This is a genomic window from Pontibacter ummariensis, assembly GCF_900188175.1.
GTDB lineage: Bacteria > Bacteroidota > Bacteroidia > Cytophagales > Hymenobacteraceae > Pontibacter > Pontibacter ummariensis.
In genome coordinates this window covers 177,072-191,999 of sequence record NZ_FZOQ01000002.1, presented here as the reverse complement: position 1 = coordinate 191,999, position 14,928 = coordinate 177,072, and the positions used below count along the sequence as shown (strand labels likewise).

17 protein-coding genes are annotated in these 14,928 nt (G+C 50.4%); 11 read left to right on the top strand and 6 right to left on the bottom strand.

Going from position 1 to position 14,928, the window contains the following annotated elements; genetic code table 11:
• Nucleotides 1-59 precede the first annotated feature (59 nt).
• Nucleotides 60-1,397: an argininosuccinate lyase gene (gene argH, locus CHB92_RS02850; protein ID WP_089317658.1), complete on the top strand. Its 1,338-nt coding sequence runs from the start codon at nucleotides 60-62 to the stop codon at nucleotides 1,395-1,397.
• Nucleotides 1,398-1,530: 133 nt separating this feature from the next.
• On the opposite strand, the gene CHB92_RS02845 is transcribed toward argH, so the two are convergent.
• Nucleotides 1,531-2,214: an MCP four helix bundle domain-containing protein gene (locus CHB92_RS02845; protein ID WP_089317657.1), complete on the bottom strand. Its 684-nt coding sequence runs from the start codon at nucleotides 2,212-2,214 to the stop codon at nucleotides 1,531-1,533.
• Nucleotides 2,215-2,394: 180 nt separating this feature from the next.
• On the opposite strand from CHB92_RS02845, the gene CHB92_RS02840 reads away from it, so the two are divergent.
• The 5 genes from CHB92_RS02840 to CHB92_RS26070 all read left to right on the top strand — a co-directional run bounded on the left by CHB92_RS02840 (nucleotide 2,395) and on the right by CHB92_RS26070 (nucleotide 7,343).
• A complete protein-coding gene (locus tag CHB92_RS02840) occupies nucleotides 2,395-3,117 on the top strand; it encodes a peptidase-C39 like family protein (protein ID WP_089317656.1) in 723 nt (240 codons plus the stop codon).
• Between the two features lie 2 nt (nucleotides 3,118-3,119).
• Nucleotides 3,120-4,589, top strand: coding sequence for a RimK family protein (locus CHB92_RS02835; RefSeq protein WP_089317655.1), 1,470 nt, complete (start codon nucleotides 3,120-3,122; stop codon nucleotides 4,587-4,589).
• Complete coding sequence (locus tag CHB92_RS02830) at nucleotides 4,582-5,835, top strand: carboxylate-amine ligase (RefSeq protein ID WP_089317654.1); 1,254 nt, start codon at nucleotides 4,582-4,584, stop codon at nucleotides 5,833-5,835. The genes CHB92_RS02835 and CHB92_RS02830 overlap by 8 nt, the downstream gene beginning before the upstream one ends.
• 4 nt (nucleotides 5,836-5,839) lie before the next feature.
• Nucleotides 5,840-6,553, top strand: coding sequence for an N-formylglutamate amidohydrolase (locus CHB92_RS02825; protein ID WP_089317653.1), 714 nt, complete (start codon nucleotides 5,840-5,842; stop codon nucleotides 6,551-6,553).
• A 172-nt stretch (nucleotides 6,554-6,725) separates the two neighbouring features.
• Entirely contained in the window at nucleotides 6,726-7,343 is a 618-nt protein-coding gene (locus tag CHB92_RS26070; RefSeq protein WP_245842260.1) for a YqaE/Pmp3 family membrane protein, read from the top strand.
• Between the two features lie 73 nt (nucleotides 7,344-7,416).
• Here the strand turns inward: CHB92_RS26070 and CHB92_RS02815 are convergent, their stop codons facing one another.
• A complete protein-coding gene (locus tag CHB92_RS02815) occupies nucleotides 7,417-8,241 on the bottom strand; it encodes a glutaminyl-peptide cyclotransferase (protein ID WP_179222942.1) in 825 nt (274 codons plus the stop codon).
• A 312-nt stretch (nucleotides 8,242-8,553) separates the two neighbouring features.
• Here CHB92_RS02815 and CHB92_RS02810 point away from each other — a divergent pair, with 312 nt between their 5' ends.
• Nucleotides 8,554-9,495 carry a DnaJ C-terminal domain-containing protein gene (locus tag CHB92_RS02810; protein WP_089317651.1) on the top strand — a complete coding sequence of 314 codons (942 nt, stop codon included), beginning with the start codon at nucleotides 8,554-8,556 and terminating at the stop codon, nucleotides 9,493-9,495.
• Nucleotides 9,496-9,532: 37 nt separating this feature from the next.
• The gene (locus CHB92_RS02805) at nucleotides 9,533-9,886 is read left to right on the top strand and encodes a hypothetical protein (RefSeq protein WP_245842258.1); all 354 of its coding nucleotides are present in this window, start codon (nucleotides 9,533-9,535) and stop codon (nucleotides 9,884-9,886) included.
• Here CHB92_RS02805 and CHB92_RS02800 read toward each other — a convergent pair.
• Nucleotides 9,813-10,622: a pseudouridine synthase gene (locus tag CHB92_RS02800; RefSeq protein WP_089317649.1), complete on the bottom strand. Its 810-nt coding sequence runs from the start codon at nucleotides 10,620-10,622 to the stop codon at nucleotides 9,813-9,815. The genes CHB92_RS02805 and CHB92_RS02800 overlap by 74 nt on opposite strands.
• A 142-nt stretch (nucleotides 10,623-10,764) precedes the next feature.
• Here CHB92_RS02800 and CHB92_RS02795 point away from each other — a divergent pair, with 142 nt between their 5' ends.
• Nucleotides 10,765-10,965 carry a hypothetical protein gene (locus CHB92_RS02795; RefSeq protein WP_089317648.1) on the top strand — a complete coding sequence of 67 codons (201 nt, stop codon included), beginning with the start codon at nucleotides 10,765-10,767 and terminating at the stop codon, nucleotides 10,963-10,965.
• A 5-nt stretch (nucleotides 10,966-10,970) separates the two neighbouring features.
• On the opposite strand, the gene CHB92_RS02790 is transcribed toward CHB92_RS02795, so the two are convergent.
• Entirely contained in the window at nucleotides 10,971-11,231 is a 261-nt protein-coding gene (locus CHB92_RS02790; protein WP_089317877.1) for a hypothetical protein, read from the bottom strand.
• 356 nt (nucleotides 11,232-11,587) lie between these two features.
• On the opposite strand from CHB92_RS02790, the gene CHB92_RS02785 reads away from it, so the two are divergent.
• Both CHB92_RS02785 and CHB92_RS02780 read left to right on the top strand, forming a co-directional pair.
• Complete coding sequence (locus CHB92_RS02785; protein ID WP_089317647.1) at nucleotides 11,588-11,899, top strand: GIY-YIG nuclease family protein; 312 nt, start codon at nucleotides 11,588-11,590, stop codon at nucleotides 11,897-11,899.
• Nucleotides 11,900-12,199: 300 nt separating this feature from the next.
• The gene (locus CHB92_RS02780) at nucleotides 12,200-13,204 is read left to right on the top strand and encodes a cation diffusion facilitator family transporter (RefSeq protein ID WP_089317876.1); all 1,005 of its coding nucleotides are present in this window, start codon (nucleotides 12,200-12,202) and stop codon (nucleotides 13,202-13,204) included.
• A gap of 47 nt (nucleotides 13,205-13,251) precedes the next feature.
• Here the strand turns inward: CHB92_RS02780 and dprA are convergent, their stop codons facing one another.
• Both dprA and CHB92_RS02770 read right to left on the bottom strand, forming a co-directional pair.
• Nucleotides 13,252-14,373 carry a DNA-processing protein DprA gene (gene dprA, locus CHB92_RS02775; protein ID WP_089317646.1) on the bottom strand — a complete coding sequence of 374 codons (1,122 nt, stop codon included), beginning with the start codon at nucleotides 14,371-14,373 and terminating at the stop codon, nucleotides 13,252-13,254.
• Between the two features lie 19 nt (nucleotides 14,374-14,392).
• Complete coding sequence (locus CHB92_RS02770; protein ID WP_089317645.1) at nucleotides 14,393-14,740, bottom strand: MerR family transcriptional regulator; 348 nt, start codon at nucleotides 14,738-14,740, stop codon at nucleotides 14,393-14,395.
• Between the last annotated feature and the right edge of the window lie 188 nt (nucleotides 14,741-14,928).

Sequence of the window (14,928 nt, the reverse complement as noted above, 5' to 3'; positions counted from 1 at the left end):
GCTTAATGTAGAGGGCAAAAAGCCCTGTTGGGATTACCTTAACACTTAGAGAACACCAAATGAAACTCTGGCAGAAAAATACTGGCGTAGCCGCCGAGATAGAGAAATTTACGGTAGGGAAAGATCCTGAATTGGACATGCAACTGGCCCGCTTCGATGTGCTGGGCTCCCTTGCCCATATCCGCATGCTACAAAGTATTGATCTGCTGACCAAAGAAGAGCTGGAGGTGCTGGAGGCAGAACTAAAAGTTATTTACCACCGCATAGCGGCAGGTGACTTTGCCATTGAGCCAGGGGTAGAGGACATTCATTCGCAGGTGGAGTTGGAGCTGACCCGTAAAGTAGGGGAGGCGGGGAAAAAGATACACAGCGGCCGATCCCGTAATGATCAGGTGCTGGTAGACCTGAAGCTTTTTTTCCGTCATCAGCTACAAGAAACGGTAGAGGAGGTAAAGGCGCTGTTTGATGTACTGCAGCAACAAAGTGAGAAGTACAAGCACGTGCTGCTACCAGGTTATACGCACCTGCAGGTGGCTATGCCTTCCTCTTTCGGGCTCTGGTTTGGTGCCTATGCCGAGAGCCTGGTGGATGACATGCACCTGCTGCAGGCTGCGTATAAAATTGCAGATAAGAACCCCCTTGGTTCCGCTGCCGGTTATGGTTCCTCTTTCCCGCTTAACCGCCAGATGACAACCGATTTGCTGGGCTTTGAGGCGATGAGTTATAATGTAGTGTATGCGCAGATGGGGCGGGGCAAAACAGAACGCGTAGTGGCCACGGCGCTGGCTTCCGTAGCGGCGACTCTGGCCAAAATGGCCATGGACCTGTGCCTGTACATGAACCAGAACTTTGCTTTTGTAACCCTGCCTGATAGCCTCACGACAGGTTCCAGCATCATGCCGCACAAAAAGAACCCAGACGTGTTTGAACTGCTGCGGGGCAAGTGCAACAAATTACAGGCCTTGTCTACAGAGATTTCCATGCTGCTCATCAACTTGCCCTCCGGTTACCACCGCGATCTGCAGCTGCTGAAAGAGAATCTTTTCCCTGCCTTTGAAGAACTGCAAAACTGTCTGCAGATGATGGCCTTTATGATGGAGCAGTTGCAGGTAAGGGAGAACATTCTGCAGGACGAGAAGTACCAGTACCTCTTCAGTGTGGATGCCGTGAATGCGCTGGTATTGGAAGGAATGCCTTTCCGGGATGCCTATAAAGTCGTGGGAGAGAGTATAGAAGCCGGTACCTTTGCACCTCCTGCCGCCGTTACCCATACGCATGAGGGCAGCATCGGCAACCTTTGTAACGAACAAATTGCTTTACTGATGGAGCAAGCCTTAAAAGGCTTTAACTTTGAGCGTGCAGAGGCCGCTTTTAAAAACTTGTTGAAGGAACAGTAGAGTCAGAAGTAGAGCTATTGACGAGCCTTTTGTCATGCCCGAGGGACTTGTGTGTGCACAGCACAACTTTGGCCTTCATGGAACGGTCCTGTAGGAATGACGGAGGGCCAAAGGTTCTCCTGAAAGAATAGCCTTAGTTCAGGTGGAAGCGCTGCGTCTCTGTACCTTTCAACTTGCGGGAAGTTTGTAGTAGTGTACCTACGAGTAAGGCCAGCACGATGGCAAGACCGATCACCAGGTAGGAGAGTACTTTTAAGCTGTTCAGCCTCCTTTCTGCAGAGGCGTATAATTCGTGGCCCACTTGCTCCTGTAGCAGACTTAGGTCGTGTAGTGGATCCAGTAAGTCCTGAAATGCCTTCAATCCTTTTGTCTTAAACAGGCCGGTGGCAGCTGCCTTGTCGCCGTTTTTGCTGAGGGAGATGATCTCCAGTTGTACCTCTTCCAGGTTGCTGCTGGCCTTTTTAAACTCCCGGAGGTCGATGCTTTCTTGATTCGTCAGGTAGGTAGTTTCGAACTTGGCCAGCAGGGAGTCTACTTCCTGGTGATTGTTCGCTATTCGCTCCTCCAGCTTTGTCTGTTCTTCTGAACCGGAGAGCAAATGCTCTTCTAAGAACATGCGGTTCTGGTAATAGCGCTCCAGCATGGCAGATATGTCCAGGGCAGGTACCAAGCGATCCTCATACACGGACTGGAACTGCGTACCTATCTGTTGCATGCTGTAGCTTACAAACCAGTTAGCTAGCACAATAATCAGAAAGACTACTCCCAGCGCCAGGGCTACTTTGTTGCGTTGTCCGATTGCGAAATTCCAGCTCATCGTTTTGTTGCTAGCTATTACTGAAGATAAGCATTTTGCTTCACTCTTGCTATATATCAGGTTGTCAATTATCTGGCATCGCCAAAGTGTAAGTACTATCCCTTAATCTTTCTATTACTTATTATTATCTTCTCGTATAAATGCACGTTGTTGTTTTAGCTATCAATAAGTGCACCATTCGTGATCCCAATTAAAATACATACGCAACCCGATGACTCTACCTGTGGACCTACTAGTTTGCATGCCGTTTACCGTTACTTCAAAGACCCTATATCTTTAAACGAGGTCATCAAAGAAGTGCCTTACCTGGACGAGGGTGGAACGCTGGAGGTGCTGTTGGCTTGTCATGCCCTGCAACGGGGCTACAGGGCCCGCATTTACACGTATAACCTTCATATTTTCGATCCTACCTGGTTTAAGCTGAGTAACGAAGCCATTGTGCGTAAGTTGGAGCAGCAACTAACCTTTAAGAAGGGAAGCAAGTTCATCAGGGCTACCCAGGCCTACATCGAGTTTCTGACGCTGGGAGGGGAGTTGCGATGTAAGGACCTGACAAAGGGCTTGCTGAGTGAGTATTTCGAGAAAGGGATACCGCTGCTAACGGGGCTAAGTGCCACCTACCTCTACCAAAGTGCCAGGGAGATGGTTGATGAAAAAGATAACTCTATCTATGACGACGTAAAGGGATACCCCATGGGGCACTTTGTCGTGCTGTGTGGTTTTGGGGAAGACCCGAAATGCATCGTGGTGGCAGACCCCTACCCGGAGAACCCTTACTTTAAGAATAACTACTACGAGGTAAAAGCCTCCCACCTGATTAACTCAATCATGCTGGGCATGGCTACTTATGACGCCAACCTTTTGGCCATTCGGCCACCCATGCAGGAACCTGTACAAGCTTAACCATGCGCAAGATAGTTGTAGTTGATTACCCTAAAGACTGGGGGTTAGCCATAGAAGACATAGAAGTAGTAGAGGCACAGGCTTACTTGACGGATGCAGCTTACACTGATATCCGAAATGCCCGGATCTTTAACCTTTGTCGCTCTTATAAATACCAAAGTGCGGGTTACTATGTCTCTTTGCTGGCGGAGGCGAGGGGGCACAAGCCGATTCCAAGCGTAACCACCATGCAGGACCTGAAAAGCCCGACCATCGTGCGGGCGATTACGGTAGAGATCAACGACCTCATTCAGAAAAGCCTTGCCAATATTCGGTCCAGTAACTTTACGCTCAGCATCTACTTTGGACAAAATGTGGCGCAGAAGTATGAGAAGCTGTGCAAGCAACTGCATGACCTGTTTCAGGCTCCGTTGCTGCGGGCGCAGTTCGTGCAGAAGGAGGAGTGGGTGTTACAGAGCATTTCTCCTATTCCGGTAAATGAGGTGCCCCAAAGCCATTGGAAGTATATGGTGGACTTCGCCAAGGCCTACTTTGCCCGTCACCGCTTTTCCGGCGCGCGCATAAACCGGAAGATTTATGACCTGGCGATCTTAGTAGACCCGGCCGAAAAAGAACCACCGTCCGACAGAAAGGCCATACAGTACTTTCTGGAGGCGGCAGAGGCACAGGGCTTTTATGCGGAGCTCATCACCAAGGAGGACTACAGGCGCCTGCCGGAGTTTGACGCCCTTTTTATCCGCGAAACGACTTCGGTCAACCACCACACTTATCGCTTTGCCCGTAAAGCCCATGCAGACGGGCTTGCCGTGATCGACGACCCCGTTTCTATCCTGCGCTGCACAAACAAAGTATACCTGGCCGAGTTGCTGACGAAAGCGAAAGTACCCATTCCGAAAACGATGATCATCCATAAAGACAACCGGAAGGAAGTGGAGGAAGTGCTGGGGCTCCCATGCGTGCTGAAGAAGCCAGATAGCTCTTTCTCGCAGGGGGTGGTGAAGGCGAAGTGCCGCGAGAGCCTGAAAGAGGAACTGGATAAGATGCTGGCGGACTCAGAGCTTATCATTGGGCAGGAGTTCTCCCCGACAGACTTTGACTGGCGCATCGGGGTGCTCGACAAGCAGCCGCTCTATGCCTGTAAATATTACATGGCCAAGGGGCACTGGCAGATCTACAACTGGGAGGGCAAGAAACAGGACACGGCCGGGGACGTGGAAACAGTGCCTTTTGAGCAAGTCCCGTTTACGGTATTGCATACCGCCCTGAAAGCAGCTAACTTAATCGGGAATGGCCTGTATGGAGTGGACCTGAAAGAGATAGACGGGAAGGCCTACGTGATTGAGGTAAACGACAACCCCAGCATAGAGGCGGGCTGTGAGGACAAAGTGCTCAAGAGGGAGTTGTACGCCACCGTGATAAAATCAATCAAACAGCGTATAGACAATCATAAGAACGGTAGAGTAAATGAGTAGCGAAAAACAAGTGCTGCATCTCTTTGAGGGCTTCGGTGTGGAGCTGGAGTATATGATTGTGCAGCGGGATACCCTGCAGGTGATGCCGATTACCGACAAGCTGATTTATGATGCGGTAGGCAAGTACATATCGGACGTGGAATTCGGGGACATCGCGTGGAGCAACGAACTGGTACTGCATGTGGTCGAACTGAAAACACAAGGACCCGCAAAGCGCCTGGATGGGCTGCATCAGAAGTTTCAGCAGCACGTGCAAAAGATAAACGCGATGCTGAAGAAGTATGACGCCATGCTACTGCCCTCCGGGGCGCACCCGCTCATGAACCCCTATACCGACACCAGGCTTTGGCCGCACGAGTACAACACCGTTTACGAAGCCTATAACCGTATTTTCGATTGCCGTGGCCATGGCTGGGCGAACCTGCAGAGCAACCACCTGAACCTGCCTTTCGCAAACGACGAGGAGTTTGGAAAGCTGCATGCCGCAGTGCGCATGGTCTTGCCGATTATCCCCGCACTCAGTGCCTCGTCGCCTATTTTGGATGGGAAAGTCAGCGGCCTGAATGATACCCGGCTGGAGGTATACCGCCATAATCAAGACAAAATACCCTCTATAGCAGGTAAGGTAATTCCGGAGGCAGTATTCACGCAGCAGGACTATGAACAAATGATTCTGCAGAAAATATACGCGGATCTGGCACCCTACGATAAGGAAGGTGAGCTGCAGGAAGAGTTTGTAAATTCCCGTGGGGCCATCGCGCGCTTTAGCCGCCACACCATAGAAATTCGGCTCATCGATATTCAGGAAAGCCCGGTGGCAGACATAGCTGTATTGCAGGCCGTGCTAGGGGCTATAGAGGCGCTGGTAGGGGAGCGGTGGGTAAACTTAGACAAGCTCAAAGCATGGGACGAAAACCGGCTGGCTGATATGTTACTGGAGGTGATACGAAATGGGGAAGAGGCTATGATAAGAGACAAGGAATATCTGCAATGTTTTGGCTACCATATTTCCGGGAGCTGCACCGTGGGGGAACTATGGAAGCACTTAACGCAGGAGGTAGTAGTAGTGGACGAGGATGAGGTGTCCTATGCCTTGAACGTCATCCTTTCCCGGGGCAACTTATCACGGCGCATACGGCAGGCCACGGGCGATCAACCTTCTGCAGAGCAAATAAGGCAGGTATACCAGCAACTGGCCACTTGCCTGCAAAACGGTGATGTTTTCCTCCCCAATAAATCTCATTGAGACCATGCTGAGAGTCATTATTACGTGCGAGCATGGTGGGAACCAGGTGCCGGACGCCTATGCCGGCTTGTTCCAGGACCGTCAGGACCTTCTTGGCTCGCATAGAGGCTATGACATCGGTGCACTGGAGCTCTTTCAGGACCTCAAAACCTTGGGCAACAAAAGCTTTTACGCGGAGACGACCCGCCTGCTGGTAGAATTAAACCGTTCGCCGCACCACAGGCACCTTTTTTCTGCAGTTACCAGGGAGCTCCCTCAGAACGAGCAAAAGCATATAGTACAGACCTATTATTTTCCGTACCGGGACCAGGTTGAGCATCTGATCCATGACTTTGTGATGGCTGGTAGGCAGGTACTGCATCTTTCGGTTCATACTTTCACGCCGGTGCTGGAGGGAGCGGAGCGGCAGACCGACATAGGTTTGTTGTATGATCCTAAACGAACGCTCGAACAGTCTTTTTGCCGCGCATGGAAAAAACAGCTACAGCAAGAAGAGGCAAGCCTGCAGGTACGGTTTAACTACCCTTACTTAGGCATTGCCGATGGTTTTCCGACTTATCTGCGCCGTAAGTTTACGGAAGGGCAGTATGCGGGCGTGGAGTTGGAGGTAAACCAAAAGTACCCCTTAGGGGATAGGGGCGCATGGGCAAGGGTGCGAGGGGCGATCAGAGAAAGCTTAAGCAAAACCCTTGCTTCTTTTAAAAGCGGGGAACAGTAGAAAATTAATACCTTTAACCTCGAAAAGGATGCTCTTTAAATAACAAAAACCTAACATATAAAGTATTCTTACAAAAGTTTACGAAAGACCTTCAGGCAGGACAGAGTGAAGTGGGAAGGAAAGGCCTTTGGTAGAGCGACGATGTTTTTCCTATCAATTAACCTTATAAACTATGAAACTTAAAAATTTACTTCATTTAGTTGCCGTGCTGGTGTTGGGACAGATGATGTTTGCCTGTAGCTCAGCTAAATACTATGAGTTTGCCCCTAATAAACCGGAAGCCTATAACACAGTCAAGAAGAAGGCTGCCCCTGCCACAGCGGAAATAAAACCTGCCCCCATGGTGGCAAAGGCGATAGTAGAAGCGGAAGAAAACAAAGCCACTACGCAGCATGCTGAACCAGTTATGGAAGCAAGCGCTGCCCCGGCGCTAGTACCCCGCAAAACGACAGCGATTGTAAAGGAGCCGGTGCTGGAAGAAAACCTTTCTGTAGAGAAAAGAGAAATGTCTGTAGCGGAGGCAGAGGCCTTAGCCATGGCCAAGGAAAGGCTGAAAAACATGACAAAAGCCGAGAAAAAGGAGCTGAAGCGCGATCTGAAAGAAGTCATGCGGCAGGGCGGTTCCAGAACTTCCATTGTTGAGATCATTTTAGCGGTCCTGTTACCGCCGCTCGCTGTTTTCTTGCATGAGGGTATCGGCAGTTCTTTCTGGATCAGCGTGATCCTGACCCTGCTGTTCTACATACCAGGTATTATTTATGCCCTGCTTGTTGTAACAGACACCATTTAAAGAAACCCGTTAATAAAAACAAAAGCAGCACCGGGAAGCCAGTGCTGCTTTTGTTTTTACTGTGTACAGGAAATCAATAATTGAACTTTATCTCGTAAATGTTCGGCCACAGCTTGCCGGTTACATACACATTCTTGTTTTCCGGATTGTAAGCGATTCCGTTCAGCTCTAAGGCATTCGGGTTCTTGCTAAGGGCATCATGCTCCAGGGAGGAAAGATCCAAACGGCCTACTACCTTGCCGGTCTCGGGGTCTATCTTCACGATATCGCTTGTCGTGTATATGTTAGCGTAGATGTAGCCGTTAATGTACTCCAGCTCGTTCAGGTTTCTGACAGCGCCTTTGTGATCCTTTACGCTCACCGTTCTTACTGCTTCAAAAGTACTCGGGTCGAGGTAGGTGAGTTGGTTGGTCCCATCGCTCATGATCAGGTAGGTGCTGTCTGTTGTCATGCCCCAGCCCTCTTTGCTAGGGAAGGTGAACTCCTCCAGTTTTTCAAACGTATTCGCATCGTACACAAAGCCTTTTTTGCTCACGTACGTGAGCTGATACAGCTTATCGTTCAGGAAAACGATTCCCTCGCCGAAGTACTTGTTACGGTCCAGTTCTACTTTCTCCTCCAGCTCACCGGTGCTCAGGTCCACCACGCCCACCAAAGATCTCGTTTGGGGGAGATCAGAAGGAGAGCCGGTACTTTCATAAAGCTGCCCGTTGCGAAACAGAAAGCCTTCTGTAAAAGCAGTGATATCATGCGGGTAGGTGTTCACCACACCGTAGTTGATGGTGGCAGGAGCACTTTCTGTAGCATGCGCCACCGCAACCTCATTCTGTTTTTCGTTACTGCAGGCCGTCAGCAGGCCAAAGGCCAGTAGGGCTGCAATAAGCTTATTTTTGTTCACGATTCTGTTAGTGTATATGCTAAAAATTAAATATTTTAACTTGTGATGCAGGCAAGGCTGCTCAAAGATTGTGCCTTGCTGCATGAAGATATAAAAACCAGCAGAAAACGTAGCAATCGGGTTAAAAAAACGGGTAGCGAGGGATAGCCCCTTTGCTCGTTTTCCTTTCACGGGCTTTTGCCAAGGACAACTTAATACGCAGCGTAAAGCGTACACATTTACCAGGTTGCTCATGTGCGTGTAACCAGCCTGTACCTATGCAGGCTAATTTCGTTGTTTTACTTTGTTTAGATAACACGAAGGTAAATCAAAATGGACTACAAGGACTACTACAAGATCCTGGGGGTAGAAAAGTCTGCCTCGCAGGCGGACATAAAAAAGGCCTACCGAGCACTGGCCAAGAAACATCACCCTGACAAAAACAAAGGCGACACCGCCGCAGAAGACAAGTTTAAGGACATCAGCGAAGCCTACGAGGTGCTGGGCGACAAGGAAAAACGCAAGCAGTATGACCAGCTAGGGGCTAACTGGCGCCAGTTTCAAAACGCAGGAGCCGGTGGAGGCCAGTATTATGGACAACCGGGAGGTGGTTTCCAGGGCGGGTTTTATGAGGGAGACCTGAACGACATGTTCGGTGGGGGGGGCGCCGGCTTTTCGGACTTCTTTCAGCAGTTTTTCGGAGGAGGCGGAGGTTTTGGTGGCCAAAGAGCAGGCGGTCGTAGCCGGGCAGTCAAAGGGCAGGACTACGAGGCGGAGATGGAAATCACCTTGCAGGAAGCCTACCAGGGCACCAGCCGCTTGCTCAACGTTAACAACCAACAGTTACGCATCAGCACGAAGCCAGGCGTGGCCGATGGGCAGGTGCTGCGCATAAAAGGCAAAGGAGCTCCGGCCATGGGAGGAGGAACACCTGGAGACCTATACATCAAAGTGCTGGTGAAGCCCGAGCCGCAGTTTGAACGCCGTGGCGATGATTTGTATACCACCCTGCCCTTGGATATGTTTACCGCTATTTTAGGAGGAAGCAGCCAGGTGAGCACCATGAGCGGCGCTTTAAAGCTAAAGATTCCGGAAGGCACGCAGAACGGCAAAACGCTCCGGCTGAAAGGAAAAGGCATGCCCGTTTACGGGAAGGGTGATCAGCACGGCGATCTTTACGTAAAAATAGAGGTAAGCTTGCCTACGCATCTAAGTCACGAGGAACGGGAACTCTTGGAAAAGCTCCGTTCCTTGCACCAGGCAAAGGCAGTATGAGAAACGATACTTCAACCCATAGCCCTTGTAGCCAACTATGTTGATGACTATAGAAGAGACCAGAACATACACCTCCTTAGAGGATTTCCTGGATAGCCTTGCTGACCGGAACTTAACCTGCTATGCTACAGATTTATTACAGCAGCGGGGCTGTGCCAGCATCGAGGACCTGGGAAGAGCCGTGAAGCGGGCCACAGAAGTCTGTAATAGCATGCACCTGCCGCTACGGGAGAACTTTAAAGTGGTGTACCGCTCTCAGAACGGAGAAGTAGTGCAGGACTGGCGTTTATCACCTATGGCTTACCTGCTGATGGTGCTTAACTCCGACTCTCAGAATGACGTGGTGGCTCGCATGCAGGTCGAGATGGTGAAGCGGGTACTTCAGCAGTAGGGGCGGGTACCGGCTGCGGCAGGCTTTCCTGTTGCGCCAGCACGTCTTCCCATCCAAACTGCCAGCAAAGGCGCCGCATGTTGTCTGGTAGCTGTGCTTTGATGCGTACCGTTTTCCCTGTAAACGGATGCGCAAACGCGAGTTCCGCAGCGTGCAGCAAGAGATAAGGGCTATGCAGCTCCTCTAGAAACATCTTGTTATGGCGCCAGTCCCCGTGCCGTTTATCTCCCACTATGTAATGGCGGATATGGGCAAAGTGTTTCCGGATCTGGTGCATGCGCCCTGTTTCGGGCTCTACCTTTACCAGGCTATAGCGAGCGGTAGTATAACGGCCTACCGGTATTGGCAGTTCTACTGTCCCTAAGCGGCAATAGTGCGTTACCGCTTCCTGCGCGGCTTTGTGCTGGTGATCCTTGTCTGGCCGGATGGGGTTATCTATTGTTTCGGCCTCTGGCGTATACCCCCGCACGATGGCAACGTACGTTTTATCAGGCTGCCGTTCTTCAAAGGCTTTCACAATAGGAGAGGCAGCTTCCGGCGACTTGGCAAAGAGCAGCACGCCGGAGGTACCCCGGTCCAGGCGGTGTACGGTAAACAAGTGGTAGCCCAGTTGATCGCGCAGCATTTGCAGGGCAAATTCCTTTTTCTCTTCTGCTATCCGGGTCCGGTGCACCAGCAACCCGTTCGGCTTATTAATGGCCACGTAATGCGCATCTTCGTAAATTATCTCCAGCACTGCTATATTCTTTTTTGCAAAGATACAGCTTCATCCCTAAACGCCTACCGCTTCTGTATATCCGCCGCAAGGCAACAAACCCACAGCTTCTCGTATATTTGCAGGAGTAGAATCATGATCAGGCGTTAGAACGAAGGCAGCGATGGCAATTTCAATGGATAACCTCCGAAAAGGCAAAAAGTACCGCTTACAGAATTACGGGGAAGAGTTTGAGTTTCAGGTGATGGAAATGCCGGAGGAGGGCGTTTACAGGGTAAAAGACCTGAACACGCTGGAGGTCTATCACCTGCACGACCTCATTCGGTACGGCAAAGGGAAAGACTTTGACCTCGAGGAGCTATAAGCGCTTTAGCCCCGGCTAACCTTTCCTTTCAAATCCCAGTGACTTTTCCTGATCACGTTGCTGTTTGGCTCCCGCACGATGGTGCGCACATAACGCTCGCCCGCAATGCTGCCATCCTCGTTTCTTTTTCCTATAAAGAGGGTGACTGGCTCGCCCAGTTCGTTTGTAATATAGGTGACATCCTTTTTTAGAAGGGTTGTGTCATAACGCTCCTTCGGCTGGTATACTTTATTCAGAACTTTCTCTATTTTTTCGTTTAGTGGCATAATGCTCGTGGTTTCTTTTGCTACATCGCTGCTGTGGCTCATGTACGCAAGAATTGCGAAACACCTTGTCTGGGCTACCACAGCGCTGACCCTTTACCCGGGTTTACGGAACAACGCTGGCGGAGGCTAAAGGCACAGAGCGAAATGGTGCTTGGTGAAACCGACTAGAAAAGGCCAGTTCATCAAGCCCCTTTGCCCATAATCCCTCCCTGTTTCCCCTGGCGTGCCTCTTGAAGGCTGCCTGTACTGGCTGACAATAAGGGTGCTTACCCCTCGTTTATATCAAAACAGTTACAGCTGTATGACCCAACAGAGTCAGCAGGTACACGTATATAAGCCCGAAAGAACGCTGCGTTATGGAACGAAACAAAGCCCATTACTTCGTATATATTTATGGAAACAAGCCTAGCGGGGACGTTCAGGTTGGAGTGGCCGGAAACCTGGTGCAGTTAACACAAGAAAAACACGCTGCTCTGGTGGACGGCAGCGGGGCTGTTCATGCAGGTGTAGGCCCTCGGGATCAGAAGCTGGTCTACTACGAGCATTATGACAGGGAGGAAGTAGCCCGCAACCGTGAACGGCAGATAAAGGAGGGGGGGCAGGACTCCGCTTACCGCTTAATAGATTCCATGAACCCGAACTGGCTAGACCTAAGCGATACTTTATAGCCAACATCTACCGGTCTCTTGCTGGATAGCTTTTCTTGTAGGAGTGTTGAGGTTTTCTGCTTATGCTACTCCTGTTTATCCTTTTGGGTTTCCTGACCTGTTTTCTTTCAAAACCATGCCTGCTGCTTGTCCTGTTGGTTTTGAACACCTTAACTCCCATACAGCGTAGAACAGAGGCACGAGCGGCCTTTGTTCCAAGTGGAGCTTAGGCATTCTCTTTCTGTTCTGTTAACTTTGCAGCCCTCATTTATTTTAGCTGAGCACCTGCTTGTGCTGGCTTCTCTTTCTGATTGGTATCGCATGCTGTTTGGATTTATAAAAAGACAAAACGAAAACGTAAGGCTGCAGATTATGGTGGTAGCGGTAGGGGTACTGCTGCTGCTGAGCAAGTTTGTGGCCTTTTTCCTCACTAACTCTAACGCCATCCTCACTGATGCCCTGGAGTCGATCATTAACGTGGTCGCTGGTGCCTTTTCTTTGTACAGCCTGATTCTTTCTGCCCGGCCCCGTGACGAGAACCATCCCTATGGGCATGGCAAAATAGAGTTTATTGCGGCTACCTTAGAAGGTTCTCTTATCTTGATAGCCGGCGGCATCATCATCTTTAAGTCTGTCTACAACCTGATTGAGCCGGTTGAACTGAACCAACTCGATTTTGGTATTATCCTGATTGCTGTGTCAGGTGCTGTTAACTATGGCGTAGGCTATCTGACTGTAGTCAGGGGGAAGCAGTCTAAGTCCATGGTCCTGACAGCAGGCGGAAGGCACCTTATGTCGGATGCCTATTCAACGGCTGGTATTCTGGTTGGTCTCTTGTTGATTTATTTGACAGGGCAGGTGTGGCTGGATAGCGCTGTTGCCATACTCTTCGGTCTCATTATTTGCTTTACAGGATTTCGTATTCTTCGGGGCTCAGTGGCGGGTATCATGGATGAGGCAGACTATGAGCTGTTGAAGGACATCGTGAAAGTGCTCAACGAGAACCGCCGCCCTAACTGGATCGACATTCATAATCTGCGGGTGATCAAGTACGGCTCTACCTTGCACATCGACTGCCATCTAACGGTGCCCTGGTATCTGAACGTGCTGGAGGCACACGACGAGGTAGAGGCGGTTGGTAAGGTGGTACGGGAGAAGATTGACCCCAGCATTGAGCTTTTCATTCACACCGACCCCTGCATCGAACCTTCCTGTGCGATTTGTACCAAGGAGAATTGCAATCACAGGCAGCACCCTTACAAGGCGCGCGTGGAGTGGGAGTTTGAGAAAGTGATTGCCGACCGCAAGCATAGGCTGGACGAATAGCCGCTGCTGGTGCTGTTACTAAGGAGAAAGTCAGGTATAAGACTATCCTAAACTAATACGAAGCGTTTGCCGGGCAGGGCTTTGACTACCCCTTTAAACTCCAGGCCTAAAAGCACGGAGGCTAAGAGGCTTACCGGAACCTGGGCTTTCCAGCTGAGGTTGTCCATGTGCTCCTCCCGCGACTTGAGTAATACCTGCATGACCTTCTGCTCGTCCGGGTCAAAGTTTGCCGGATCATAAGCGGAGGTCTTTGCCTTGGCTTTGGCTGCCGCCTCGTCCTCCAGGTCCCAGTTCAAGAGTTCGACCAGGTCCTTACCCGAGGTATAGGCTGCCGCTTTTAACGACCTGATCAGGTAGTTGGTGCCTTCCGACACAGGGGACGTAATGTTACCCGGAACGGCCATTACCTCCTTATCATAGCTATGGGCTATGTCAGCCGTAATCAAAGTTCCACTCTTCAGTGCTGCTTCTACCACGATGGTGCAATCAGACATGCCGGCAATAATACGGTTTCGCGCCGGGAAACGGGGAGCATCGGGCTTGGTGCCGAAGGAGTTCTCTGTCAGAAGCCCTCCTTGTGTCAGCATGCGTTCCGCGTACTTGCGGTGCACGGCAGGGTAAATCGTTTCGGGGCCGCTGGCCATCACGCCAATCGTAGGCAGGCCCGCTTGCAAGGCGGCGCGGTGCGCAACAATGTCCACGCCATAAGCCAGTCCACTAACTACCACTACATGATAGGGTTTCAGGTCCTCTACTATCCGTTCGGTAACCGTTTGGCCGTAGTTTGTTACCTGGCGGGTCCCCACAATACTGATGATCCGCTTTTGGTTCAGGTTGCCGTTGCCCCTGAAGTACAGCAGGGTAGGCGCATCTACTTGTTGCTTTAGTCGATCCGGATACTTGGGCGAGGTATAGAAGAGGATCTGGACTTCCTGCGCTGCCGCCTGTTTCAGGATTTCCTCTGCCTGTAGCAGAGCCCCTCTGGCGCCATCCCGGATGTTACGGACAAGCCCGTTTCCGACCCCGGGTATCTTTAACAGCTTTCCAGGGGGAGCGTCAAAAACAGCCTTGGGAGCGCCGCAGTAGCTAACGAGCAGGCGCGTGAGCTGTGGGCCCACGCCCGGTAATTTGGTGAGGGCTACTTCGTAAAGGTTCTGCTCTTCTACCATTACCTCAGATACGGAAACACTATACCTTAGTGTTCAGTTGCTCTTTTATGCCGAGTAAAAAGGCCTTTACTTTTTCCAGTGACTCGATGATCTCGATTTTGTCTTTTGTCTGTACCGGTTTGTTCTTCAGTACCTCTTTGGCACCCTGTATGGTGTAGCCTCGCTCCTTTACCAAATGATAAACCGTGCGCAGCGATTCTATGTCTTTCGGGGTGTACTGCCGGTTGCCTTTTTTATTTTTCCGGGGCTTTAGCTGGTCAAATTCTGTTTCCCAGAAACGGATCAGGGAAGGGGCCACTTCAAACATAGCGGCTACTTCGCCAATGGTATAGTACTGCTTCTCGATTTCTTTTTCTTTATAAGGCATAGTTATTATTCTATATAATATGGCTGTCAGGACTAAAAATCGCGCAGATGCTACTGTTTGCAGCTAAAATATGCTACTTTTGTCTTTAATGAACTTACCAGGTTGCGCGATAATCCGTGTCTCTGTAAGGCAAAAATTCTATATTTTTTGTTCTTAAACAACAAGTATAGCATTTAGTATCTAATGGC

Excerpts from the sequence above, each read along its gene's own strand:
- CHB92_RS02770 (WP_089317645.1), bottom strand. The coding sequence starts at position 14,740 with ATGCCTTATAAAGAAAAAGAAATCGAGAAGCAGTACTATACCATTGGC.
- CHB92_RS02810 (WP_089317651.1), top strand. The coding sequence starts at position 8,554 with ATGGACTACAAGGACTACTACAAGATCCTGGGGGTAGAAAAGTCTGCC.
- CHB92_RS02795 (WP_089317648.1), top strand. The coding sequence starts at position 10,765 with ATGGCAATTTCAATGGATAACCTCCGAAAAGGCAAAAAGTACCGCTTA.
- dprA (WP_089317646.1), bottom strand. The coding sequence starts at position 14,373 with ATGGTAGAAGAGCAGAACCTTTACGAAGTAGCCCTCACCAAATTACCG.
- CHB92_RS26070 (WP_245842260.1), top strand. The coding sequence starts at position 6,726 with ATGAAACTTAAAAATTTACTTCATTTAGTTGCCGTGCTGGTGTTGGGA.
- CHB92_RS02825 (WP_089317653.1), top strand. The coding sequence starts at position 5,840 with ATGCTGAGAGTCATTATTACGTGCGAGCATGGTGGGAACCAGGTGCCG.
- argH (WP_089317658.1), top strand. The coding sequence starts at position 60 with ATGAAACTCTGGCAGAAAAATACTGGCGTAGCCGCCGAGATAGAGAAA.
- CHB92_RS02785 (WP_089317647.1), top strand. The coding sequence starts at position 11,588 with ATGGAACGAAACAAAGCCCATTACTTCGTATATATTTATGGAAACAAG.
- CHB92_RS02835 (WP_089317655.1), top strand. The coding sequence starts at position 3,120 with ATGCGCAAGATAGTTGTAGTTGATTACCCTAAAGACTGGGGGTTAGCC.
- CHB92_RS02805 (WP_245842258.1), top strand. The coding sequence starts at position 9,533 with ATGTTGATGACTATAGAAGAGACCAGAACATACACCTCCTTAGAGGAT.
- CHB92_RS02780 (WP_089317876.1), top strand. The coding sequence starts at position 12,200 with ATGCTGTTTGGATTTATAAAAAGACAAAACGAAAACGTAAGGCTGCAG.
- CHB92_RS02830 (WP_089317654.1), top strand. The coding sequence starts at position 4,582 with ATGAGTAGCGAAAAACAAGTGCTGCATCTCTTTGAGGGCTTCGGTGTG.
- CHB92_RS02845 (WP_089317657.1), bottom strand. The coding sequence starts at position 2,214 with ATGAGCTGGAATTTCGCAATCGGACAACGCAACAAAGTAGCCCTGGCG.
- CHB92_RS02790 (WP_089317877.1), bottom strand. The coding sequence starts at position 11,231 with ATGCCACTAAACGAAAAAATAGAGAAAGTTCTGAATAAAGTATACCAG.